The sequence below is a fragment of the Gloeomargarita sp. SKYB120 genome, from assembly GCA_025062155.1.
In the GTDB taxonomy this organism is placed as follows: Bacteria; Cyanobacteriota; Cyanobacteriia; order Gloeomargaritales; family Gloeomargaritaceae; genus Gloeomargarita.
The window spans coordinates 1-23,214 of sequence record JANXAM010000006.1 but is presented as its reverse complement, the minus strand read 5'-3'; the positions used below and the strand labels follow the sequence as shown (position 1 = coordinate 23,214).

Below are 23,214 nucleotides of genomic sequence, written 5' to 3'. Positions count from 1 at the left end.
GAACCACACCCTGCGTTTCCGACCGCCTATGACCACCGCCCCCAACTCCGATAAGCAAAAAGCTTTGACCCTGGCCATGCAGCAGATTGAAAAGTCCTTTGGCAAGGGGGCGATCATGCGCCTGGGGGACGCCTCGCGCATCCGGGTGGAAACCGTGCCCAGCGGCGCCCTGACCCTGGATTTGGCCCTTGGCGGTGGACTGCCGAAAGGACGGGTCATCGAAATTTACGGTCCCGAGAGTTCGGGGAAAACGACGGTGGCCCTGCACGCCGTGGCGGAGGTGCAAAAGCGGGGGGGCATTGCCGCGTTTGTGGATGCAGAGCACGCCCTCGACCCCGCCTACGCGGCTGCTTTGGGGGTGGATGTCGCTAACCTGCTGGTGTCGCAACCGGACTACGGGGAAGCCGCCCTAGAAATTGTGGACTCCCTGGTGCGCTCGGCGGCGGTAGACATCGTGGTGGTAGACTCGGTGGCGGCCCTGGTGCCTAAGGCGGAAATCGAGGGGGAAATGGGGGACGCCTACATGGGGTTGCAGGCGCGCTTGATGAGCCAGGCCCTGCGCAAAATCACTGGCAACATCAGCAAAACCGGTTGCATTTTGATCTTTTTGAACCAACTGCGGCAAAAAATCGGCGTCACCTACGGCAACCCCGAAACCACCACCGGCGGCAACGCCCTGAAGTTCTATGCGTCGGTGCGGCTGGATGTGCGGCGGCTGCAAACCTTGAAACGGGGGACGGAGGAGTACGGGATTCGCGTCCGAGCGAAGGTCGCCAAAAACAAGGTGGCCCCCCCCTTCCGGCTGGCGGAATTTGACATTATTTTTGGCAAGGGCATCTCCCAGGCCGGGTGCGTGCTGGACATCGCCGAGCAGGTGGGGATTGTCAAGCGCAAGGGCGCCTGGTACAGCTATCAGGGCGAAAACCTGGCCCAGGGGCGGGAAAACGTCCTGCAATTTTTGGAGGAAAATCCGGCGGTGCGAGAGGCGATTGAACAACAGGTGCGCCAGCAACTGGAGATGGGTGCCGTGACCATTCCGACGGCGACTCCCACCCTTGAGGACCTGGAACCGGACGTGGAACCCGCTGATGAGTGACCCCCAGCACCAGTCCTGGTTGCAACAACTGCGGCGGCGCGAAGGCACCTGGGTGGAATGGGGATACCTGTGCCAGCAGTTGCAAAAAGCCGGTTGGCGCGCCGAGGCCATCTTTGAGGAGACGGGCATTGAACCCAGCACCCAAAATCGCCTGATCGTCGCCAGCCAAGTGTTCAGCTCGCTGCAAGCCCAGCCGGACCTGCAGGACTATTTCCGTCACCAGGGGAGCGACCTGCTCTACGAACTGCGGCTGTTGTCCCAGTCCCAGCGCCTAGCCTGCGCCGCCTTTGTCCGCGAAAAGCGCCTGGATGCCGCCACCACCCGCGATGTGGTCAAAGCGATGAAGGAATTGAGCCAGTACCGCGTGCCGCCCGAATTCAGTGACCATCCGGGGGATGCGGTGGCATTCCAGTGCTGGCGACTGCTGCGCCAAAAACCTACGAGCGCCGACCGGAGCCGTTTACTGGCGCGGGGGTTGCGGTTTGCCCACAGCGAAAGCGCCCGTGTCGCCCTGGAGCAACTGTTAGACCCTGGCCAGCTGGAGCCGTTACCCACGCCGCCTCGCTTGCCCTGGTACCGGTTGGAATCGGCCCTGGAGCAGCCCCTGATTTTGACGCTGGCGGGCCAGTTACCCATCAGCGAGGCCCAGTGGCGGGAGACGCCGGTGGCCCAGCCCCAGCCGCCGTTTGGCGTCGTGACGGGGATGCCCCAGGTGGTGGCTTTGCCGGGATGGCCCGTGCTCCGGGCAGCGCAAGCGCCGCTAGCTCTCCTGGCTCCGCAGTTACCGGAAATGGGGGTGCAGGAACCCGTGTTGCTGGTGGTGGACCGGGAAGCCACAGACTGGCAAAGCGATGCCTATTTTTTGGCCGTCCAGGAAGGGCGGGTGGAATTGCGTTGGTTCCCGGCGTTACCGACGGCACCGCTGTTGGGACGATTGATTCTGGCCCTGCGGGCGCCCCAAATTTTCGACCCCGAACACCTGACGGAACCCTGGCAGTACGAGGAGTAGGGGCGGCCATGTTTTTGAGTGTGGTCATTCCCACCTACAACCGGCGGCCTATCCTGGCCAAGGCCCTATACGCCCTGGCGCACCAGGATTGGGCGGGGCCGTATGAAGTGATTGTGGTAGACGACGGGTCAACGGACGATACCTTGACGTGGTTACAGGCTCACCAAGCGGAATTGCCCCGAGTGCGGTGGTACACCCAGGCGCACCAGGGACCGGCAGCCGCCCGCAACTTGGGGGTGGCCCAAGCCCAGGGCGATACGATTGTGTTTATTGATAGCGACCTGGTGGTGACGCCAGTGTTTTTGCGCGCCCATGCGGAACAACTCCAGGCGGCGTACCGGCGATTGGGGCATTGCAAATGTTTCACCTATGGGCGGGTGGTGAATACCTCCAATTTCGAGAACCCCACGCAGGAACCCTTCAAATTAACAGATATGTCGCGGGCGTTTTTTGCCACCGGTAACGTCGCGATTGCCAAAACCTGGTTAGAGGCGGCAGGCGGCTTTGACCCGGATTTTCAGTTCTACGGCTGGGAGGATTTGGAACTGGGGGTGCGCTTGAAAAAACTAGGGTTGGTGCTGGTGCCGTGCCCGCAGGCGGTGGGGTATCATTGGCGTCCGCCTTTTACCCTGGAGCAAATTCCCCGCCTGATTGACAAGGAAATCCAGCGGGCCAAAATGGGTTTGCTTTTCTACCAAAAACATCCCACCTGGGAGGTGCGGCTGATGATTCAGATGACGTGGCTACACTGGCTTTTGTGGGAGGTGTTGTCGCTTGGGGGCCTGTTGAACGAGCGCACCCTGGCGCCCTTGCTGCAGTGGCTGATTGACCAGGGACGCGGCGATTGGGCCTGGGAACTCTCCCGCCTGTTTCTCAACCGCTACCAGGTGCAGGCGGTCTATGCCGCTTACCGGCAATGGCAGCAGCAGACCCGACAGCCATGAAGATTTACTTCTACCGCGTGGATGAGCCCTACGGTTTTTTGTCGAATTTTTCACCTCACCCCATTGACCTCGACGGGCACACCTGGCCCACCGTCGAGCATTACTACCAGGCCCAGAAGTTTGTCGGGACGCCCCATGCGGACTTGGTGGAGCACATTCGGCGACTACCGACCCCTGAGCAGGCGGCGCAAACTGGCAGAAATCCCCAATATCAGCGGCGACCCGACTGGGACCACATCAAACGCGACGTGATGCTCAAAGCAGTGCGCTGTAAATTTCGCAGCCACCCTGACCTGGCCGAGAAGTTGTTGGCCACGGGCGACGCCGAACTCATCGAAAATTCCCCCACCGATGGCTACTGGGGGTGCGGTCCCGATGGCAGTGGTTGCAACCACCTAGGCCGGATTCTCATGCAGGTGCGGGCCGAATTGCGGCAGGCCCGTTAACTCAAGGTGTCCTGGATACCCGTCCCATTGGCGTAGGCGGCCAGGAGGATGTCGGTGGTCTTCCCCCAAGCGATGTTGCCGTGAACATCCAGGCCAATGGCGCCCAAGTCTCGTCCGCGTTGCGCCGCTTCTCGAAACGACCGCTCAAACGCCTCGGCCAGCGTCAACCCATCCGTTACCCGAATCACAATCCGCGCCGCTAGGCATTCGTCAATAATGTCTTCGCCGATCCCAGTACAACTGACCGCCGCCTGGTGGTTGGCATAGGTACCGGCGGGCATAGCCGAATCGCTCACCCGCCCGATGCGTTCGCCGCCCTTGCCGCCGGTGGAGGTGCCCACCGCCAGACGCCCGTGGTTATCGCGCGCCACCACGCCAATCGTGCCCATGTCTGCTACCAGGTTCATCACGGCCCCATCCCGGGTCTGGTTTACCCATTCCTGCAGGCGCTGGGGCGTTACCGGGTTGTAGGGCGGGAGCTGCAACTCGCGCGCCAGCTCGATAGCCCCCACATCGGCAATCACTCGGTCAGGTTGGGTTTGCAAAAAGTGGGCCAGTTGAATCGGGTAGCGCACCCGCTGGGCGTTGATCACGCCGCTGAAGGTCTGGGTATGGCCGTCCATCAGGGCTGCGCTCAGACGCACTTGCCCGTCGGACTGCAACACCGCCCCCGTCCCCGCGTTGAACAGAGGGTCGTCCTCGAGCATCTGACACCCCTGCACCACCACCGCAATGGCGCTGGCCCCCTGCTGCAACTGGTCATAGAGGGTACGGACAATGCGGTGGAGCGAAGCCCGAATAGGCATCACCGACTGTTGGGATTTCAACGTGGCCCCAGCGCCACCGTGGATCACCACCTGGGGGCCGTCCGTTGCCCTGATGGTCGCCACCTGATACGGCCCGTCCACAAATGCCATCCCATCGGCTACACTGACTGGTATTGATAATAGGAAAAAAGCGACCTAATTTTAATTCGGCAATGGAACGCTTTATCCCTGCGGAAACCCAGCCGTCACCCCAGTGGCTCAACGCCCTGTCCACGCAAGTGTCCCTGGAGCGGGCGATTCAGGAGGTAACAGCCCAGGTGCGGTCGGTCGGGACGGCAGACGTGGCCCTGGTGTTCATCAGCGACAGTTTTGCCAGCGAGTATGTGCGGTTGTTGCCCCTGTTGCATGAAGCACTCCCCATCCGGTGTTTGATTGGCTGTGGGGCCAGCGGCGTTGTGGGGTCGTTGCCCAGTGGCGTGGCGCAAGAGGTGGAGGGCAAACCCGCCCTGGCCCTGAGCGTGGCCCGTCTACCGGGGGTGCAGGTGCAGCCGTTTGTGCTGTATCCCCAGGATTTACCGGATTTGGATAGCCCGCCCCAGGCCTGGATAGACCTCATTGGCGTGGACCCCGCCCAAGAACCCCATTTCATCCTGTTGGCCGACCCCGCCACCAGCCGGATTCCCGATGTGCTCCAGGGGTTAGACTACGCCTATCCCCGCAGCGTCAAAGTCGGCGGGTTGGTCGGCGATGGGTTGTTCTACCAGCAGGAGGTGCTCTCCCAAGGGGTTGTGGGCGTCGCCTTGTCGGGCCTACGGGCGGAAGCGATTGTAGCCCAGGGGTGTCGTCCGATTGGCCAGCCCTACCGGGTCACCCGTGGCGAGCGCAACATCATCTTGGGGCTAGAGGACCGGCCGCCTTTGCAGGTGCTGCAAACCCTGATCCAAAACCTGGACGAGGCCGACCGGCAACTGGCGCAATCGGGGTTGCACATCGGCGTTGTGAGCGACGAGTTCAAGCAGGAGCTGGCGCCCACCGATTTTTTGATCCGCAATTTGCTGGGAATTGACCCACGGCACGGCGCGATTGCCATCGGCGACCGGGTGCGACCGGGGCAACGGGTGCAATTTCACCTGCGGGACGCCCAGGCTTCCCTGACCGACCTGCAGCAGCTCTTGGCGGCCCATGTCCGGCACCATCCTGAACCTCCTTTGGGTGCCCTGATGTTTGCCTGTTTGGGGCGGGGGCAACACCTGTACGGGCGACCCAACGTGGACTCCCACCTGTTCCAGCGCTATTTACCGGGGACCACGCTGGCGGGGTGCTTTTGCAACGGGGAAATCGGGCCGGTGGGCCACACCACGCACCTGCACGGCTACACCGCCGTCTTTGCGTTGTGGTACGTCGGGACGCCGTGATCAACCAACTGCTGGACGGGCGGTATCGCATCATCGCCACCCTGGCGGCGGGGGGGTTCGGCAAAACCTTTCTCGCCCAGGACACCAAGCGCCCTGGTCAGCCCCAGTGCGTCGTGAAGATGCTGCACGGCAGTCAGGACCCCAAGGCGATGGAGGTCGCGCGGCGCCTGTTTTATAAGGAAGCAGAAATCCTAGAAAAACTGCGCCATCCCCAAATCCCCCAACTGCTGGCTTTTTTTGAGCAAAATCAGGAGTTTTACCTAGTCGAGGAATTCATTCCGGGGCACACCCTGGCCCAGGAGCTGGTGCCGGGGCGGGTGTTTGACGAAGGCTGGGTGTTGACCTTTCTGGTGGACGTGCTGCAGATTTTGAAATTCATCCACGACCGAGGTGTCATCCACCGCGACCTGAAACCCAGCAACCTAATCCGCCGGCAAGGGGATGGGAATTTGGTGCTCATTGACTTTGGCGCGGTGAAGCAGTTGCCGATTGGCGCGACGCCCACCGAGGCCAGCCAAACGGTGGGGATTGGCACCCAAGGCTACATGCCCACGGAACAATCCAGCGGTAAACCCCGGTTTAGCAGCGACTTGTACGCCCTGGGGATGATGGCCATCCAGGCCCTGACGGGGGTGCATCCCCGCGATTTACCCGAAGACGTAGACACAGGGGAAATTCTCTGGCAAGACCGCGCCCAGGTCAGTCCCGCCCTCGCCCGTATTTTGACCAAGATGGTGCGCTATCACTTCAGCCAGCGCTACCAGCGGGCCGAGGAGGTGCTCCAGGACTTGCAACCGCTGTTGGCCCAGTTGCCGCAGATTGCGCCGCCGGTGCCAGCGGCGAACCTAGCTCTGCGCATGGCTGAACCTACCCATCGGGAGATGGCGACCCAACCCATCGAAATCGAACCCACGACGCCTGCTGACCTGGAAGCGACGGTCGTTTCTCCCCAGCAGACCACTCCCGCAACGGAGGCCACGCGCCCGGCTCCGACCGTTTTGACACCCTCCACCCGTCACCGGTGGCCCTGGCTGGTCAGCAGCGGCGCTGCTCTGGTGCTGGCGGTCTGCGGCGGCTGGTGGCTCTGGCAACGGTGGGCGCCCCGACCCGTACCAGCGGAATTCGCGCAAGCCCAAGCGCTGGTTGCCCAGGCCAGCCAACAGACCACCCAAGCCAAAACCCTCGAACAGTTGCAAGTCGCCAAGGCCCAGTGGGAAAAGGCCCTCGCCCTGCTGCAGCAAATTGAACGGCCCGGCGCCATTGCCGAGCAGGTCCACCAACTGCAACAGCAGTGTACGCAGGAAATTCGCCAGTTAGAAACTCGGATCCAAGCCTGCCAGAACGTCCTGTGGGGCGAATGTCCCTAAAGAAAGAGCCGGCCACCTTACCGGCTGAAACCAAACCAAGCCTTCTCAGGAGCGAATAACCTCAGTCCAGCCTCAGCGTGATAACTGTGACTCGACTGAAATTCTTCTTATCTCCATCTTAAGTAACGATTGTTACAACCGCTTTATTTATAAAACTTTACACATGGGCGAGTAGGGAGTGATAAGCAAAACTTTTCGTCAGGGGGCGGCCAATTCGGTGCGGGCGAGAGCGGTGAAATGGGCAACCAGCTCCGGAAGCGGCGGGGTTGCCACAGGCGGCGGCGGTTCCGTGCCGAAAACCCGACGCCATAGCTCAGGGTCGGGATGGAGCTGGATAGACCCATGCTGCAACAAGCTGCGTCCCCGGCGCAGTTGGGCGCTGCCAATGAACTTGTGGCCGGCGGGGGTCACGAGGTCGGTGATGGCCGCTTGGGCAAAACAATGGGCAACGCCTGGTTGCGGTTTTTCCGTCCCCGGTTGGAGGGAAATCCCCAGTTCGCGCCAGCCCTGAATTAACCAGTTTTGCAAGCGTTGTATCTGCTGGCGGTAAGTGCCCGGTGGGACCCCTATCACCACCGCGTAGCACAGGTCTCCCTGGTGCAGCACGGCGCTTCCCCCTGACGGACGGCGCACCAAGTGCAGGGGTTGACCCCGATAGGTGAGCTGTGCCCAATGCTCAGGCCAGTGGTACTGGTGATAGCCCAGGGAAATCGCCGCCGGTTGCCATTGGTAAAACCGTACCGCGCCGGCCAGTTCGCCCCGCTGGTGAGCCGCCAAGAGCGCCAGGTCCCTTTGCATCTGGGTGTGACCGTCAGCGACCTGCAGCGGTTCAAACCGCCAGGGGCCAGAGAATGCTAAGCTAGTGCCTGTGCAGGTCATGACGGGATGTAGCGCAGCTTGGTAGCGCACTTCGTTCGGGACGAAGGGGTCGTGGGTTCGAATCCCGCCATCCCGATAGACCCCCTTGCCCCACAATGGCTAATGTAACAGAGTGGTTGCTGTGGGGGGCCGGATATGGACTGGCGGTGGGACGGGGCGATTCGCGCGTTACTCCGGGAATGTGGCGCGCAGGCTCGACAGATGAGCGAAACCGGGTTTTCGGTCATGGAAAAAGGCCCGGCGGACTACGTCACCACGGTGGACCAGGCGTTGGATGCTCGGCTGACACAGCAGTTTCGCCAGTGGTTTCCCAGTGACGGCCTGATTAGCGAAGAAAATCCCGACTCCCGTCACGCCTATCACGCCGGTCGTTCTCGGCTCTGGTGCATTGACCCAATTGACGGCACGGACGATTTTGTGCATCAGCGTCCCTACTACGCCCTGATGGTGGGGTTGTTGGAGCAGTACCAGCCGACCGCTGGCTGGGTCTACGCGCCCGTGCTGGAGCGGCTGTACTGGGGAGGACCTCACTACGGCGTCTATCAGCAATTGCCGGACCAGCGGGTGACCCCCCTTCCCCAAAAACGTCCGGAACCCCCGTCGGTCTGGTATTGCCCGTTGATGATTGGGGACAAGGACCGCCAGCGCTATGGCCCTGCGTTGACCCAACTGATTCCGGGTGCTGACTTGCAGACGATGGGGAGTTTTGGGCTGAAGGTGGTGCAGGTCATCCGGGGACGGGCTTTGGCCTATGTGTACTTCAACCGGCGGGTGAAGCTGTGGGATACGGTTGGCCCCATCGCCCTAGCGCGGGGCGCGGGATTGACCTGCTGCGACCTCAACGGCGAACCCCTGCGGTTTGACCCCCAGGCGATAGAAAGCGACACCCTGTGCCATCGCCAGCGGATTGTCATTGGCTGGCCGGAATTTCTCCCTAAACTCCTGCCGCTGATGCAGGAGGCGGTGTATGTGACGGAAATTCAGGCCAAATCCGGCGGTGGCCCCGACAGTTGCAGCAGGTAGTTTTGGATGCAGGCCTGCAGTTCGCTGCGGCGAAGCTGGGTTCCTAAGCGCGGCCCTGGCTCTTCCCAAAAAACCACACCCGTGACCGGTTCCAGCGCCAGCAGTTGAAAAATAATATGCACCACGGGCACAGGTAGAGCGATGAGCCAGGGGTCTTTAGGTAGGGGGATACTGTTGGTGGCGTCTTCGAGACTGCAGTAGGCATACACCAGCGTCTGCTCCGGGCCGGGTTGACCCACAGGGGTGTAGGTGGTCGTCTGCCAGCGTTTGTCTAGCGTTTGGACGATGTAGTACTGCCGATGGCGAAAGTTCCTGGCGACCTCCAGCAGCAGGGGACCAATGACCTGGACCAGTTGAGCCGTGTTGTCCGTTTTGGGGGCCTCGTCAATGAGTTGTTGCAACTGCTGTTCCAGTTCCATCGGCCGCTCCCCCGTTTCTTTCATCATAGCGCCCTAGGGAGCGCTGCCAGTGCTGGTGGAGCATCGCCAGCGTCACCGTCCCCGTCAAGTGTTGCCAGGGAAGGGGCGCGTCGGGCGGCCAGTCTTGATGCACGTAGAAATCCAAAGGCGGCAACTGGTCCTGCAACGCCTTGAAGGCGCGCCGGATGCCCCCCAGGGAAACGCCGTACTCGCGGGTTAACAGCAGCAACGGCCCCAACCGCCGGTCGCCGCGCGAGAGCAACGCCTGCACCAGCGAATCCTTGTAGGGTTCTGGGCGAAAGTCCACCCCCAGTTTCCCCAGTTGCTTGGCCAGCAATTGCAGCCGCTTTTCCGCTTGGGGGTTGACACCGCACCATTGCCAGGGAGTCTGGGCCTTGGGGACAAAGGTGCTGCACCCAAAACTCAAGCGCAGGCGGGGGGTGAGTTTCCGCAGCTCCCGGCCCAGTTGCACTGTCGCCTCCAGGTCCGCTTCGGTTTCAGTGGGCACCCCCACCATCGTGTAAAGTTTCAGGCCCTTGAGACCCCCCTGCTGGGCCACCTGGGCCGCCCGGTAAATCTCCGCCTGGTCCAGTTTTTTGTTCATCACCTGGCGCAGGCGCTCCGACCCGCTTTCGACGGCAATCGTCAGAGACTGGGTGTGATGGCGCGCCAGCGTTTCCACCAGCAACGCATCCACCGTCGCCGCCCGCACCGACGCAATACTTATCCGCACCTGGTCAAATTCCGGTTGGTTCAAGGCGGTCAGCAGGGCGGGGAATTCCGGGTGTTGGGTCACCGACGGCCCCAGCAGGCCAATCCGGTTTGTCACCGTCAACCCCTGCAAGATGGCGGGTAGCAATCCTTCCCCCACATCGGCTTTGCGAAATGGCAAGGTGAGGTAGCTGGCCAGGCAAAACCGGCACATCTCCGGGCAACTGCGCACCACCTCCACCAGGTAGATGTTTTCCCAGGCGGCGCGGGGGGTCACCACCGTGGATACAGCCAGGCGCTGGCCCTGATAGACCTGGCGCTGGACCTGCGCTGGGACGTCGGGATGAGGACAAACGGTTTCCAGAAACCCCGTCGGCGTGGTGTATCGCGGCTGATAGAACTGGGGGACATACACCCCGGGAACCTGCGCCAGGTGCCCCAGTTGGTCCTGCCGCGGGGCAGAACGCACCGCTAGGTAGGCCTCTAAAAAGCGCGGGATGAGTTCCTCCGCATCCCCCAGCAAAATCACATCGAAAATCTCGGCAAAGGGTTCGGGGTTGGCGCTCAGCACGGGCCCGCCCCCAAACACCAGGGGGTCTCCCGCCTGGCGGTCGCGGCTCCACAGGGGCGTGTCAAGTTGTTCCAAGATATCGAAAAGATGCGGATAGTCCAGCTCCCAAGCGAAGGAAAACCCAACCAGTTCCGGCAGGGTCGCAAGCGGTTCCCGTTCATCAATAAACCAGCGACTCACCCGCACCTGGGGCTGCTGCACCAGCAACCCCCAAATCAACTGGTAGCCCAGGCTGGTAATCCCCACGCTGTAGGTATTCGGATAAGCCCACACCAACGGCACCGCCGTTGCCTCAGGCACGACCGGCGTCACCAGCCACCGCTCCTCTGGCCAAACCTTAGGCACCGCCAATCTGAAAGCTCATGTTAAGTACTATTGCGAACTGGCGGGGATAGCCCCCGATCTTCTTAGTAAAATGTAACTCAAGTTTCGTGTCCGTCGGGGAGGGGGAAAGTGTCGGTTTGGCCGGTCAACCTCGCCCTTACAATCGAAGCTGTAGGTGTAAAAGCGGTTTGAGACAAAGGAGGCATGTAGTCAATGGGACTACCCTGGTACCGAGTCCATACAGTCGTCATTAACGACCCAGGGCGGCTGATTTCTGTTCACTTAATGCACACGTCGCTGGTGGCGGGCTGGGCTGGCTCCATGGCCCTGTACGAGCTGGCGGTGTTTGACCATACTGACCCGGTGCTCAATCCCATGTGGCGGCAAGGGATGTTTGTGTTGCCGTTTATGGTGCGCCTGGGAGTGACCAATTCCTGGGGCGGTTGGAATATCTACGGGGAAGCGATTACCGACCCGGGTCTGTGGTCGTTTGAAGGGGTGGCGGCGGCCCATATCATCCTGTCGGGGCTGTTGTTCCTGGCGGCGATTTGGCACTGGGTGTATTGGGACCTGGAATTGTTCCGCGACCCCCGCACCGGCGAACCGGCGCTGGATTTGCCCAAGATATTCGGCATTCACCTGTTTTTAGCAGGTCTGCTGTGCTTTGGGTTTGGGGCGTTTCACCTGACTGGCCTGTTTGGGCCGGGGATGTGGGTTTCCGACCCCTACGGGTTAACCGGCCATGTGCAACCAGTGGCCCCCGCCTGGGGACCCGAAGGCTTCAACCCCTTTAATCCGGGGGGTGTGGTGGCGCACCACATTGCCGCAGGGATTGTCGGGATCATCGCCGGGTTGTTCCATTTGACGGTGCGACCGCCCCAGCGACTCTACCGCGCCCTGCGCATGGGGAATATTGAAGGGGTGCTCTCCAGCAGTATCGCCGCCGTGTTCTTCGCCGCGTTTGTGGTGGCCGGGACGATGTGGTATGGTTCGGCAACGACGCCGGTGGAACTGTTCGGCCCTACGCGCTACCAGTGGGACAAGGGCTATTTCCAAAAGGAAATTCAGCGGCGAGTGCAGGAAGGTCTAGCGGCGGGTTTGAGCAAGCAGGAGGCCTGGTCGCGGATTCCCGAAAAGCTGGCTTTTTACGACTACGTGGGCAACAGTCCAGCTAAAGGAGGCCTTTTCCGGGCGGGTCCGATGAACAAGGGGGACGGCCTGGCCATCGCCTGGTTGGGGCACCCTGAGTTCAAAGACGCTGAAGGTCGGATTTTGACCGTGCGGCGCTTGCCCAACTTCTTCGAGACCTTCCCGGTGATCCTGGTGGATGAGGAAGGTATCGTGCGGGCCGATATTCCCTTCCGGCGGGCCGACTCCAAGTACAGCATCGAGCAGACGGGGGTAACGGTCACCTTCTATGGCGGCAAGCTCAACGGCCAAACCTTCACTGACCCGGCAACGGTCAAGTACTACGCCCGCAAGGCCCAGTTGGGCGAACCCTTTGAGTTTGACCGGGAGATTTTCAAATCGGACGGGGTATTCCGCACCAGCCCGCGCGGGTGGTTTACCTTTGCCCACGCCTCCTTTGCCCTGCTGTTTTTCTTTGGGCATATCTGGCACGGGGCGCGCACCCTGTTCCGAGATGTGTTCGCCGGAATTGATGAAAGCATCGGCGAGCAGGTGGAATTCGGGGCGTTCCTGAAGGTAGGCGACAAGACCACACGGCGCACCGAGCAAACAGCAGTCTAGTTTGCCGACCCAGGGGGTCAGGGGTCAAGCGCCTGGCCCCTTGGTTTTAGGCCACAAACTGCGCAATCCCAGCCAGAAAAACCCTAGCGCCGCCAACAGTTGCAGGTTCTCCAGGGGCAGCATTCGGCAGAGCCACTCGCCCCCAAACACCCCCAAAAAACTCGAAGTGAGCAAAGCGGCGGCGGTTCCCAGGAACACCCAGCGCGGCGCACCGGAACCACTGCTGAGGGCAATCGTTGCCAGTTGACTTTTATCCCCCACCTCCGCCAAGAAAACGCTGATAAAGGTGACCACCAGCAGTTGCCAATTCATGCCTGCCACCAATCCCAGCCCAACCACAGGGCAACCAGCAGAAAAAACAACCCCGAAACCATCTCCACGCGCCTAGGGGGCAACCGTTGACTCAGCCAATGCCCCACCCACACCCCTAGGCTGCTGGTCACGAGCAGAGCCAGCGCGGCACCTGCAAACACCACGCCCGGTTGGTGGGAAGACCCCGTCATCAGCAGCGTGGTCACCTGGGTCTTATCCCCCAATTCCGCAAGCAACACCGTACCAAAACTCCCCAGGACAATCTTTAGCCGTGAAGCGTCGGGATGCGTGGCCATGACCGCATGCTTGTCACCCGCTCTTCATCCTATCACGGCCCCCAATAGACCGGCGTGAACGACCCGTGTAACCCGTAGGGCACATGGTGCCGCAGGTGCAGCGTCGCCACCGGTCCAGCAGCCACTTCCGCCGCATCTAGAATGACAATATCTGTGCATTGGCGGGCGGCGTTATAGACAAACGTGAGTAACCAGCCGTCCGTTTCCCCATCGCTGCGGGGCACAAACACCGGTTCGCCGACAAAGCCGCGCGGTCCTGCCAGCCAAAGACTTTGTTGACCCGTTTCCACCTCCAGCGCCATGATCCCCTGCAACGGCGCGTTCGCCACGGGGTCCGCCGCAACTCCCAGGTAGACCCACCGGTAGGGCCGTCCCACCCGCTGGGGATGCACCTGGGGAAATTCGCAGCAACGGGGCAGGAGCATTTCGGTACGCACTTGGTGCGTCGTCAAATTTACCCGAAAGCGCTTGAGTTGCCCCGCCGGCAGCGACGCAAAATCCACAAACCGGTAGTCCGTCTGCTGGTCAATCGTGGGGAAGTGGCTGTAGCAGATGGAGTCCAGGACCAGCTCCTCCCCCTGCTCGTAGCCGTTGGCGTGGTGAAAGACAAAGCAGGGTTCCGTCAGAAACACGCGGACCGGACCACCGGCGCGGGGAATCACCAGGATGCGTGTGGGTTGCTCCCGGTTAAAGTGCAGGCATTGGGCCGCCCCTGTCCACCCCAACAGGTAGGGCAGCGGGAAAAAGGTGACCGGATTTTGGAAAAACACGTAGTAGTGCTCTGTCAGGATGAAGTCGTGCAGAAAGGCAAACCCGCTGATGGTGTATTGATGCTGCCGCACGACCCCCCAGCGGTCATCAAATTCATAAAGCCGCAGGTCGCTGTTGAAGCCCGTTTTGACCCCGAAATTCACCAGTAATCCCTGGGGATCAATGCGGGGGTGAGCCGAAAACCCATGACCGTCGGGAATCAGGCCCCCAAGATTATCTAACCCCAGCGTGGCTAAGGTTTTAGGGTCCAGGCGATACGGGTGAGCTGCTTCCCACAGGGCGAGTAACCGGTCGCCCCAGTACACCACGTTGGTGTTGGCGATATTTTTCAAGCGCAAATCGAGAAAATTATTCCACCAACCTCCCGGTTTTTGGGTGCCAAAGACCCCCCGGTAGAGAATCTGGTTGGCCCGTTCTTCGGCCAGCAATTCCGGAGTTTGCACATAGCGATTGCGATAGAAGGCGCGTCCGTCCCGAAAACACACCTGGTTCACCATGCCATCTCCATCGAACGGGTGATGATAGCGCTGTCCTCCCCGGTCCAACCGTCCCGGCCCGTTGCGGTAGAGCGTCCCCGTTAACCCCGCTGGTATCTGCCCCGTGACCTCCTCCACCCAGTAGGCAAATTCCTGGGGCTGGGTGCGATGACCTCCCCGCCAGTCCTCCAGCCGATAGGCAGCCGTCGCAGTGGTCATGGCCCGTCACAAATCTTAAAGAAACTTAATAGCTCGATTTTAACCCAGGGGTAGGGATGTTGGGTGGCACAATCGAAAGGAAGGAGTAGCGTCACAGGTGCTAGCGATGCGTTGGGTCTGGTTGGGGTTGTTGTGGCTGGTGGTTGGGTTAACCGGTTGCAGCGTGGGCACAGCGGGCTTGAATCCCTATGTGGACGCAGCAGGGCGCTATCAATTTCTTTATCCCAACGGCTGGGTGCAGGTGCCAGCGCCGCCACAGAAGTACGCCGTGGTGTTTCACGACCTAATTGACCCGAGTGAGACCTTGAGTTTGGTCATCAGTCCTGTGAAATCCGGGAAAACCCTGGCGGAGTTAGGGTCGCCGGCGGAACTAGGGGAACGATTGATGCAGACTGCCCTGGCCCAAGCCGCCGTGGACCGTAAACCCCAGCTTCTCAGCGCTGAAAGTCGCCAAACCACTGACCAGCAACTCTACTACACCTTGGAGTACGTCGTGAACACCGCTACTGGGACGCGCCACAACTTGGCTGCTATTACTACCCGCCACGGCCAGCTCTATACGTTAAATGTCTCTATTCCTGAACAGCGTTGGCCGAAGGTCATGACGCTAGCGCGAAAGGTGGTCAACTCCTTCCAAGTGAACTAAGAAGCTAAGGACAAAACTGCAACCCAAGCGCAGGGACGAGCCAGCAAGTGAGAGGTCAGTGGTGTATCCCGTCAAACAATTTACACCCATCCCGCCTCTGGATCAGCCCTCGTCGTACAAGGGAAACCAGGTATTGCGTTTTAGGGCTTAGGTTTTCGACGCGCCCTGAGGGACTCGAACCCCCGACTTTCGGTTTTGGAGACCATACCAGCAGACCAGGAAGAACCGTTGTAGTCGTCATTCTGGCCATAGCCCCCCGAAGCTTGACTAAATCTTGACTAAAACAACCGTCTGGGGATTGCTTCAGAAAGTATAACGTCGCTCTTTAACACCGATGCTGAACCAAAGCTTTGGCATCTGGTGGCCATTAGGCATCTACTCCTTTACCAACTTGGCATCTACCCAATGTACGTACCAGGGTTCGCCATTTGGCTGCTGAAGCTTCAGCAAATTGAACGTAGACACCACACCCACTACAGGCAACGGCCTCGACTGTCTAGGTGCCAACACCAGCGAACCAAGTGGAAATCGCTCCAGGATTTCTTCCTTCGTCAGGGTCGGTGGCTGCTCTTCAGGTACATCGTCAGGTACATCAGGTACATCAGGTACAATTTCCGGAAAGCCCGACAGGTAGAGACTTTCCGGTGTACCTGCATCAGGTACATTCCCAGGTACATCAGGTACATTCCCAGGTACATCATCCAGTATCTCCCATGGGGCATGTACCGGATGTACCTGCGATGTACCTGGTGATGTACCTGACGATGTACCTGCTGGAACATCGTCATAGTCGGCATTTGGGCGATTTTGTACCTGTGATGTACCTGATGTACCTAAAACCAGCACGGTGTAATCAGGTTGGTCAGGGGTTCCCTTAACGGGCTGGGCATATCCCAGGTTGACCAAGTTGGCCAACCAATTCCGGGCATCCTTAGCGCTTGGTTTCTTTCCACCTGTCCACCAGGTCACAACCCGCCGACCGTTCACTTGCTTCCCTTGGAAGCGTTGCACAAAACGGGCGACTCGTTGGGCTTCAGGTGATTCGGCATAGCCACAATCACCATAAACAGCCCTGGCTTGCTGAAGTGTCCACCGGGTAAAGGCAATTGCCCACTTCAGGGTTTCGACTGGGATGGTTTCCCCTGGTGGGGTATTGGCAACTGCACAGTTCACGCAATGAGCAACCAGAGCAATCCGTCCAGCCCGTTCCAACAATTTGGGATACAGGGCACGGATGAACGGATTTAGTTCATCGTCTTTCAAGGTCTCAATCTCATCCCACCATTGTCGCCAGACTTGCTTTCCTTTGGCGTCTAGTTCAAATGTGGTGGAAACGCTTGCCCTGCGATCTAAAACCTGGTAAACCGATTCCAGGACAGAGAGCAGGTTTGATTTGGGCATATCCAGTGGGCAGGGGACTTTTCTATGTGGCATTTCTACCCACATAAACCGTGCCCAAAACCCATCTACCACTTCGCCATCACTCTTGATGAGTTTATGCAAGACACTGGGCTGGATACCACCCAAAATGCTTAGGTGTACACTAGGGATATGGTGGGACTCATCAACCCTGAGAATGTCAATTGAACCACCGTTATATGCTGTCAACCAGCGTTGTCGGTCATTCCCAGCCCTTGGTTTGTATTGGCCTAAGCCATTGACAAAACCAGCTAACTCGTCCGAATAAACTAAGCAATGGCTACGGGCTTCCATTGCTTTTTTGATGGCTTCCCAAGTCAAATCGGAAATGTAGTAAAACCGTCGTTTGGGCTTAAGGTCTTCGTCTCTATCTTCTGTATTTTCCCACTCTTTCAGTTCTTGCTTATAGCTTTCAAACGCTTCTAGTTGCAGATTCTGCAATGGCGATGTAAATAAGTCTAAGACAGGGCTTTTCCCAGTGCCACTGTCTCCCACCAGACCGAGCCAAAGCAAACCAGGTATCAAGTAGTCTTCTCCTAGTTGCAATTTGTGGGGAACCAAGGATGATGCCACCACCAGAAACACACTCAGCAATATCTCTGGCGGCAAATTGAACGACTGGGCTTTTGAGCTGATGGCTTTTGCCAGGGTGGGGTGAACTAGTTTGTGGATGTCAAAACGGGCTTGGGTTTGTGCCAATAACTGACCCACCAGTTCATGGGTAACTTCAGTTTCGCCATCGCCACGGGATGAAACCGGAACAGCGATTTCTCTCTTTTGGCCAATAGCGCCCAGGATGAATTGACGGATGGCCGTATCATCAAGTCCCTGCTGGCGTAGTTCGGCAATCCAGTCCGCCAGGTCATAGCCATCGCTGGGGTCTTGCCAATGGGCCTTATCCCCGGCATAAACCCACCCCTTGACGTTGCCATTGAAGGCAGCAGCCACCTGGCGAGCATACTCCAACCCCTTCTGATCACGGTCAGGGGCAATCACCAAGACAGCCCCTTCTAGGTCGTGGTAATACTCGCCGTAGGACGTAAACCCCTGGCTACCCCCAATGGATGTGGTGGCCGGAATACCAACCTCCCAAAGTGCATCTGCGGTTTTCTCCCCTTCCACCCAAACCACCAGGGGTTTCCCGTCCAGCTTGGGGCCATTCCCCAATTCGATTGCCCGCCGGACATCGGTATACCGGTAAACCGGGATTAAGCGCCGGTTCAGGTCACCCAGACCAGCCACCCACCGGTGGCCATCCCACCGTTCCTGGATGAAGCGCTTGCGCCCTTGACCATCATCAATCCGCTTGACCCGTACCAGTGGCTTTCCATCCCGTCCAGGGTACTGGTAGTAGGTTTCCTGTTTCGGTCGTGCGGGTTTCACCCACTGGCGGGGTTGATGCAGCTTAAAGATACCCCATCCTGCACCCTTGGCCGTCTTACTAACACACGCCCAGGTCTGGCCATCATGGCCCTTGAGCGTCTCCCCTGGCCGGATATGCTGGTGCGTATGGCAAAACACACTATCAGCCGTTATCCGACAGTCACCATCCTTGGTGCGACCGCAAACAGGACAAGGATGTGACATACTAGAGTGGGAGAATTTTTCTGTTACATTCATGATCAAACCTCCTTTGGAGTGTTAATGTTTACAGTTGCAGAATTGCCCCAGACGACCAATCTCTGGGGCGATTTTTTATGGGCTAAAGACCCCATCCAAACCAATGCCATGTTGAAGTACGTCTTCATCTCTAAATCTCCATCAGAACGACAATGTAAACAAAAGCAGTACATTGTTTACAGAGTTTCGACCGATGAATTTTTGCCGTGGAATTTCACATACAGCCGGATAGCTTCCCGAACAGCAAGTGCCAGGGGTATTTCCCGTTCATCAGCAATCTGCTGTAACGCTTGGCGTAGGTCATCGCTTAGCTTAATGGGCGACAATTGGCTTGAAAAGCGTCGGGTCATAGTGGTATCCTAATAGAGACTACCTAAATACTAAAACAAAACCATGAACATTGGCAAGGCAATACAGTTGATTCTTTCTCGGTGGAACCTGACGGCCTACCGGCTGGCTAAGTTATCTGGGGTCAGTAAAGCCAACCTGAGCAAGGTGATAACGGGACGGCAAGCGTCCTTGATGTGGGATGACATTGAGAAGCTGGCCGATGGGTTACGCCAGGTTGACCCTGTGGCCACGTTGACCTTCTACGAAGTGCTGAAGTACCCCGACGAGTTTTACGACCTAGCCCGGTCGGTCTCTCAACCTGAGATACTCGAACGGGAAAAACCAGAAAATATCCAAGCTGTGCTGGACACGCTGCTCAAGCTGGGGATAACCACCCCAGACCTACTAGAGCAGGCCAAGCAAACGATTCCCAAATTTAAGGATGGCACTCCAGCTATGAAGCTGACCGAATGGATCAGCGTCAATATGCAGCAAGAAAGAAAAGCAATGGAGAGTGAAGACAATGACCAAGAAAACTAACCCCAAGTCGGAAAAGATGTGGGTATCAACAACAGAGATGACCCATCTCCTGGGGGTCTCTCGTGAGCATCTCTACCGCCTGATACATGGCAATAAACTGGTTAAGGGTTTTCATTATTATGCCCTTGATCCGGATGCTTACCGACCAACTTATCGCTGGCATAAAACACGTATTGCCGAAGCATTTGGTATTAAACTATGAAAAACCAGTATCACCAAATAGCCATATATCCGGTAAAATAAGGTCATAGTACCGGATGCATGGGTAACAATTTTTTTTCACTTGATTTGGCTGCAAAAGTCCAACCAATGCGATGTTGTAAACATTAGCAGTACAACGTAATATGACCAAACCTGATCGGGTTAAGCAGTTAATTGACCAAGCTAACCAAAGGCTCAAAGCTGGTGGCATCAGTATCCGTATAGAACGGATTGGTAGTGCCTTGTATTTGCGGGGAATGTTCCCAATCCGTAATAGGGAAAACAGTCCCATTAGGAAGCAACAACGCATACCGTTATCGCGATTGTATATTGAAGCAAATCCAGCCGGAGTTAAAGAAGCAGAAAAGGAAGCCCATAAAGTATCAGGATTACTTGCCCGTAAAGAATTTAGCTGGGAAATCTATCTAAGAGATGAGAAGAAACCGACAACTGTGGCCGATTGGGTTAGCCGTTTTGAGCAGGATTATTTCACCCGTAGGGGATGCACAGATAAAACTCAAACGACCTGGAAAACGGACTATCTAGCCGTATTCAAACACTTGCCAGGGCATCTCCCCCTGACCAGTGACTTGCTAGAGCAAGCAGTCAAGCAAACCCCGCCCAATACCCGTACCCGACGGCGATGGGTTCAAGCTTGTCAGGCTTTGGCCAATTTTGCCGGTTTGTCCTCGATTGACCTGAAACCCCTGCGGGGTAACTACTCCCACCGGTCTGTTGGGGAACGGGAACTACCCACCGATGAACAAATTGTCATCACTCGGGAGCAGATAAAAAATCCCCATTGGCGATGGGTTTATGGTGTTTTAGCTGCTTACGGGTTACGCCCACACGAAGTATTCCACCTGGAGTGGTCAGACTTTCCCCAGTTGCGGGTCACAGATGGTAAGACAGGTAGCCGCCTGGTGTATCCCCTGTACCCGGAATGGGCAACCCAGTGGTGCTTAGACCAGGAAATGCTCCCCCCTTGCAGTGGGGCTACTAACCGAGACCTTGGTCAACGGGTCACCCAAGCCTTTCGACGGGCTAATGTTCCTTTCACGCCCTATGCACTTCGCCACTGTTGGGCTATCCGGGCTATCCAGTTCAACCTACCCATTGCCCTGGCTGCTCGGATGATGGGCCATTCGGTGGAAGTCCACACCCAAACCTACCACCGTTGGATCACTGCTGACCTGTACCAGCAGGAGTACAACCGCGTATGCCGTGCCCCTGACCGGCCTACCCCACCCCTGGCCAACCTAGCCTTGACTAAATCTTGACTAGAAAATGGCCAGCAACCAGTCGGAATCAGTCCCATTTGGACAACATCCCCCAGACCCGCTAACGGCTAGAAACGGCCCAGGTATTGCGTTTTAGGGCTTAGGTTTTCGACGCGCCCTGAGGGACTCGAACCCCCGACTTTCGGTTTTGGAGACCGACGTTCTACCAACTGAACTAAGGACGCACGGCCATTGATCCTACCATCTTCTAGTCTATAGCGAAGCCACCTGCATTGGTCAGAGTGAGAATAACGGGACTTGGCCCTGGACGCCTAGATGACTCGGAGCACCATCCCCCTGTGATCTGACTTACACAGATTGCTACCGTTTTCCGGTCTAATAAAAGTTAAGGAAACAGGCATTCCATCGGGCAAGGTCGCCTACGTAAATCTACGTAAATGCGTAAACAATGTACTGCGATTTATCCGTATTGTTACTGAAGTCGATGCTGGGGTTGGTCGCCGTAGGTCGGGAGGTGGAGGAATGGCGGACTATTTAATGGACATTCTCTACAACCCGGACGAGGAGGTCATCTACAGCGGTGTGTACCGGTGGGTGCGGCAGGAAACACCCGAGGCGGTACTGGCCCGATTTTGGGAGTTATTTACCGAGTTGCGAGGTGAACCAGATGTCGTCGCAGCTTTGGAACGGGCGGTTTTGCGCACCGATGCCTCCAAGCGATTTCGCTACATCCTGAACCGCTGCTGTTACATCCTGGTTAATCACTGGCGCAACCAGTCCCAGTACCGGGGGGCGATGCAGCAGTTGTTAGAGATGTTCACTCGACCGACGCCAGTGCGGGGGATCGACCGAGGCCGGGCAGTCGGAACCTTGCGGCGCTTATTTCAAGGCTTTGCCCAGACCGATTTGTACCTGCGGTTGTACCAAACCATCACCCTCATAGACGCCAGCGACGAACCAGCCGATGACCGCCCCTTAGCGAGCTTATTGCGCCGTTATCCCTATCTCTACGAAGCCCAACTGACGGGTACAGAAGACCGCCAGCAGTTCCGGGAGCAGTTGGAAGTGGTCCAGCAGCTCCAAACCGAAGCCCAACGCCAGTTTGAACACCAGTTGGCGCGCTATGTCACCTACGAATACCGGCGGGCGCTCGGGGCCGATAAAAATTGCCAACCCGTGAAAAACCCCACCATTCTAACCAATCAAGAACTGTACCTGGCACTCAAATTATTCGGCGGCAAGGTGGACAACGGCATGACCTATCAAGAGCGGGCGGAAAAGTTTTTGCGGGAGAATTCCGAAGGCCAAAATTATCGGTTGTTCAAACAAAACTTGGCTAATTACATCATTACGTCCATGCCGGCGGGGGTAGATCGGGATATTTTTGCACGCAAGTTGTATAAGTTTTTAGATGAGCTATTCCCCCAGTTCGACCACCAGGGCGTCAATGATTTTCTCCTGACTCGCACCTGCAGCCGCTTGTTAAATTTTCTCGTGATTGACAATGCCCAAAACGGTAATCACAAGACCTTTATCGATTTGCTGTGCCAATTGGGGCCAACGAAAGTAGTGGGTTTACTCTTAAAAATTGTGTTGATTTGCCGCAAGGTCAAGGGGTATTTGGAACGGCTGCTCTGCCACCTATTCAATTACTACGCCGAAAAATTGCAGGGAGAAGTGCGCTGGCTGATTAAAGTGTTGGAGAATTTTAAGTTAGCCTTCAGCTTGCACTTTGGAGTGGTGGACCTGCGTTTCATCCGACAACTGATTGTGTAGTTCGTTGCATAAACGCACCCAGTCCGTAGCGCTAATTGCTTCCGCTCGCACAGTATCAGGATAACCGAGTTGTTCCAAGATAGGAATTAAAATTGTTCGGTCTATAGGCAACGTATTGCGCAACATCTTGCGGCGCTGGCTAAATCCTTGACGTACCCACTGCTCAAACCGGCGGGGATGAGTCGCTGCTGGTTCCGGCTGGCGGGGCGTAAGACAAATGACGGCGGAATCTACTTGCGGTCGCGGATAAAAGGCGTCAGATGGGACATCACAGACCCACTCACAGTGCGCAACATACTGAAGAAGGACTGACAAAGAACCAAAGATTTTACTTCCAGGCTGAGCGGTGAGACGTTGCGCGACTTCCTTTTGCACGAGGAGCACCACGCGCTGGAAAGGCCAGGGCCAGGGACGAGCCGGCGAACCCACCAGATATTTCAGCAAAGGGCCGGTGATGTGATAAGGGATATTCGCGACGACCTTATTGGGTGGAGGAAAGTCGGGATTTTGGTCCAGCGTTGCCCGTAAATTAAAGGTTAAGATGTCTGCTTGCACAAGCCAGAAATGGGAGTAATGGCCATATTTTTTCTGGAGAAATTGCACCAGTTGTCCATCCAGTTCGACGGCCAGTAAACCCTGAACGCGGG

The 23,214-nt window shown here is 57.6% G+C and carries 23 protein-coding genes and 2 tRNA genes; 14 read left to right on the top strand and 11 right to left on the bottom strand.

Annotated elements, in window-relative coordinates; translation table 11 throughout:
- Positions 1 to 28: 28 nt before the first annotated feature.
- Genes recA through NZ705_03780 form a run of 4 tightly spaced genes read left to right on the top strand, consistent with a single transcriptional unit; the run spans position 29 to position 3,495 of the window.
- Positions 29 to 1,096, top strand: coding sequence for a recombinase RecA (recA, locus tag NZ705_03795; protein MCS7292080.1), 1,068 nt, complete (start codon positions 29 to 31; stop codon positions 1,094 to 1,096).
- Positions 1,089 to 2,105, top strand: a complete 1,017-nt coding sequence (locus NZ705_03790) for a hypothetical protein (protein MCS7292079.1) — start codon at positions 1,089 to 1,091, stop codon at positions 2,103 to 2,105. The genes recA and NZ705_03790 overlap by 8 nt, the downstream gene beginning before the upstream one ends.
- Positions 2,106 to 2,113: 8 nt before the next feature.
- On the top strand, positions 2,114 to 3,049 hold the full coding sequence (locus NZ705_03785) for a glycosyltransferase (GenBank protein MCS7292078.1): 936 nt from the start codon (positions 2,114 to 2,116) through the stop codon (positions 3,047 to 3,049).
- Positions 3,022 to 3,495: an NADAR family protein gene (locus tag NZ705_03780; GenBank protein ID MCS7292077.1), complete on the top strand. Its 474-nt coding sequence runs from the start codon at positions 3,022 to 3,024 to the stop codon at positions 3,493 to 3,495. The genes NZ705_03785 and NZ705_03780 overlap by 28 nt, the downstream gene beginning before the upstream one ends.
- Here NZ705_03780 and NZ705_03775 read toward each other — a convergent pair.
- Positions 3,492 to 4,412, bottom strand: coding sequence for an isoaspartyl peptidase/L-asparaginase (locus tag NZ705_03775; protein ID MCS7292076.1), 921 nt, complete (start codon positions 4,410 to 4,412; stop codon positions 3,492 to 3,494). The two genes, NZ705_03780 and NZ705_03775, sit on opposite strands and share 4 nt — an antisense overlap.
- 62 nt (positions 4,413 to 4,474) lie before the next feature.
- Here NZ705_03775 and NZ705_03770 point away from each other — a divergent pair, with 62 nt between their 5' ends.
- Positions 4,475 to 5,677 carry an FIST C-terminal domain-containing protein gene (locus tag NZ705_03770; GenBank protein ID MCS7292075.1) on the top strand — a complete coding sequence of 401 codons (1,203 nt, stop codon included), beginning with the start codon at positions 4,475 to 4,477 and terminating at the stop codon, positions 5,675 to 5,677.
- Complete coding sequence (locus NZ705_03765; protein MCS7292074.1) at positions 5,656 to 7,044, top strand: serine/threonine protein kinase; 1,389 nt, start codon at positions 5,656 to 5,658, stop codon at positions 7,042 to 7,044. Before NZ705_03770 ends, NZ705_03765 begins: the two co-directional genes overlap by 22 nt.
- Positions 7,045 to 7,242: 198 nt before the next feature.
- On the opposite strand, the gene NZ705_03760 is transcribed toward NZ705_03765, so the two are convergent.
- Positions 7,243 to 7,923 (bottom strand): lipoate--protein ligase family protein, encoded by a 681-nt coding sequence (locus NZ705_03760; GenBank protein ID MCS7292073.1) that lies wholly within the window; start codon positions 7,921 to 7,923, stop codon positions 7,243 to 7,245.
- A gap of 2 nt (positions 7,924 to 7,925) precedes the next feature.
- On the opposite strand from NZ705_03760, the gene NZ705_03755 reads away from it, so the two are divergent.
- Together NZ705_03755 and NZ705_03750 are read left to right on the top strand one after the other, a co-directional pair.
- Positions 7,926 to 7,999: transfer RNA gene (locus NZ705_03755), tRNA-Pro, on the top strand.
- 59 nt (positions 8,000 to 8,058) lie between these two features.
- A complete protein-coding gene (locus NZ705_03750) occupies positions 8,059 to 8,946 on the top strand; it encodes an inositol monophosphatase family protein (protein MCS7292072.1) in 888 nt (295 codons plus the stop codon).
- Here the strand turns inward: NZ705_03750 and NZ705_03745 are convergent.
- Entirely contained in the window at positions 8,904 to 9,365 is a 462-nt protein-coding gene (locus NZ705_03745; protein ID MCS7292071.1) for a hypothetical protein, read from the bottom strand. The genes NZ705_03750 and NZ705_03745 overlap by 43 nt on opposite strands.
- A complete protein-coding gene (locus NZ705_03740; GenBank protein MCS7292070.1) occupies positions 9,331 to 10,992 on the bottom strand; it encodes a B12-binding domain-containing radical SAM protein in 1,662 nt (553 codons plus the stop codon). Before NZ705_03740 ends, NZ705_03745 begins: the two co-directional genes overlap by 35 nt.
- Before the next feature lie 192 nt (positions 10,993 to 11,184).
- On the opposite strand from NZ705_03740, the gene psbB reads away from it, so the two are divergent.
- Entirely contained in the window at positions 11,185 to 12,720 is a 1,536-nt protein-coding gene (gene psbB, locus NZ705_03735; protein MCS7292069.1) for a photosystem II chlorophyll-binding protein CP47, read from the top strand.
- 24 nt (positions 12,721 to 12,744) lie between these two features.
- Here psbB and NZ705_03730 read toward each other — a convergent pair whose 3' ends face one another.
- Genes NZ705_03730 through NZ705_03720 form a run of 3 tightly spaced genes read right to left on the bottom strand, consistent with a single transcriptional unit; the run spans position 12,745 to position 14,794 of the window.
- A complete protein-coding gene (locus NZ705_03730; protein ID MCS7292068.1) occupies positions 12,745 to 13,032 on the bottom strand; it encodes a TMEM165/GDT1 family protein in 288 nt (95 codons plus the stop codon).
- Complete coding sequence (locus tag NZ705_03725) at positions 13,029 to 13,328, bottom strand: TMEM165/GDT1 family protein (protein ID MCS7292067.1); 300 nt, start codon at positions 13,326 to 13,328, stop codon at positions 13,029 to 13,031. The genes NZ705_03730 and NZ705_03725 overlap by 4 nt, the downstream gene beginning before the upstream one ends.
- A gap of 32 nt (positions 13,329 to 13,360) precedes the next feature.
- Positions 13,361 to 14,794 carry a carotenoid oxygenase family protein gene (locus NZ705_03720; protein MCS7292066.1) on the bottom strand — a complete coding sequence of 478 codons (1,434 nt, stop codon included), beginning with the start codon at positions 14,792 to 14,794 and terminating at the stop codon, positions 13,361 to 13,363.
- Between the two features lie 106 nt (positions 14,795 to 14,900).
- On the opposite strand from NZ705_03720, the gene psbP reads away from it, so the two are divergent.
- Positions 14,901 to 15,440, top strand: coding sequence for a photosystem II reaction center PsbP (gene psbP / locus NZ705_03715; GenBank protein ID MCS7292065.1), 540 nt, complete (start codon positions 14,901 to 14,903; stop codon positions 15,438 to 15,440).
- A gap of 375 nt (positions 15,441 to 15,815) precedes the next feature.
- Here the strand turns inward: psbP and NZ705_03710 are convergent, their stop codons facing one another.
- Both NZ705_03710 and NZ705_03705 read right to left on the bottom strand, forming a co-directional pair.
- Positions 15,816 to 17,855 carry a DUF3987 domain-containing protein gene (locus NZ705_03710; GenBank protein ID MCS7292064.1) on the bottom strand — a complete coding sequence of 680 codons (2,040 nt, stop codon included), beginning with the start codon at positions 17,853 to 17,855 and terminating at the stop codon, positions 15,816 to 15,818.
- 800 nt (positions 17,856 to 18,655) lie between these two features.
- The gene (locus NZ705_03705) at positions 18,656 to 18,829 is read right to left on the bottom strand and encodes a hypothetical protein (protein ID MCS7292063.1); all 174 of its coding nucleotides are present in this window, start codon (positions 18,827 to 18,829) and stop codon (positions 18,656 to 18,658) included.
- 43 nt (positions 18,830 to 18,872) lie between these two features.
- Between NZ705_03705 and NZ705_03700 the strand changes: the two genes are divergently transcribed.
- The 3 genes from NZ705_03700 to NZ705_03690 all read left to right on the top strand — a co-directional run bounded on the left by NZ705_03700 (position 18,873) and on the right by NZ705_03690 (position 20,830).
- On the top strand, positions 18,873 to 19,349 hold the full coding sequence (locus tag NZ705_03700; protein ID MCS7292062.1) for a helix-turn-helix domain-containing protein: 477 nt from the start codon (positions 18,873 to 18,875) through the stop codon (positions 19,347 to 19,349).
- Positions 19,333 to 19,551, top strand: a complete 219-nt coding sequence (locus NZ705_03695) for a helix-turn-helix domain-containing protein (protein ID MCS7292061.1) — start codon at positions 19,333 to 19,335, stop codon at positions 19,549 to 19,551. The genes NZ705_03700 and NZ705_03695 overlap by 17 nt, the downstream gene beginning before the upstream one ends.
- Before the next feature lie 451 nt (positions 19,552 to 20,002).
- Positions 20,003 to 20,830: a site-specific integrase gene (locus NZ705_03690; protein ID MCS7292060.1), complete on the top strand. Its 828-nt coding sequence runs from the start codon at positions 20,003 to 20,005 to the stop codon at positions 20,828 to 20,830.
- A gap of 112 nt (positions 20,831 to 20,942) precedes the next feature.
- Here the strand turns inward: NZ705_03690 and NZ705_03685 are convergent.
- Positions 20,943 to 21,015: transfer RNA gene (locus NZ705_03685), tRNA-Trp, on the bottom strand.
- A 298-nt stretch (positions 21,016 to 21,313) separates the two neighbouring features.
- Here NZ705_03685 and NZ705_03680 point away from each other — a divergent pair.
- The gene (locus tag NZ705_03680; GenBank protein MCS7292059.1) at positions 21,314 to 22,567 is read left to right on the top strand and encodes a hypothetical protein; all 1,254 of its coding nucleotides are present in this window, start codon (positions 21,314 to 21,316) and stop codon (positions 22,565 to 22,567) included.
- Here the strand turns inward: NZ705_03680 and rsmA are convergent.
- On the bottom strand, positions 22,505 to 23,214 hold a 710-nt coding region (rsmA, locus tag NZ705_03675; protein MCS7292058.1), incomplete at its 5' end, for a 16S rRNA (adenine(1518)-N(6)/adenine(1519)-N(6))-dimethyltransferase RsmA. The two genes, NZ705_03680 and rsmA, sit on opposite strands and share 63 nt — an antisense overlap.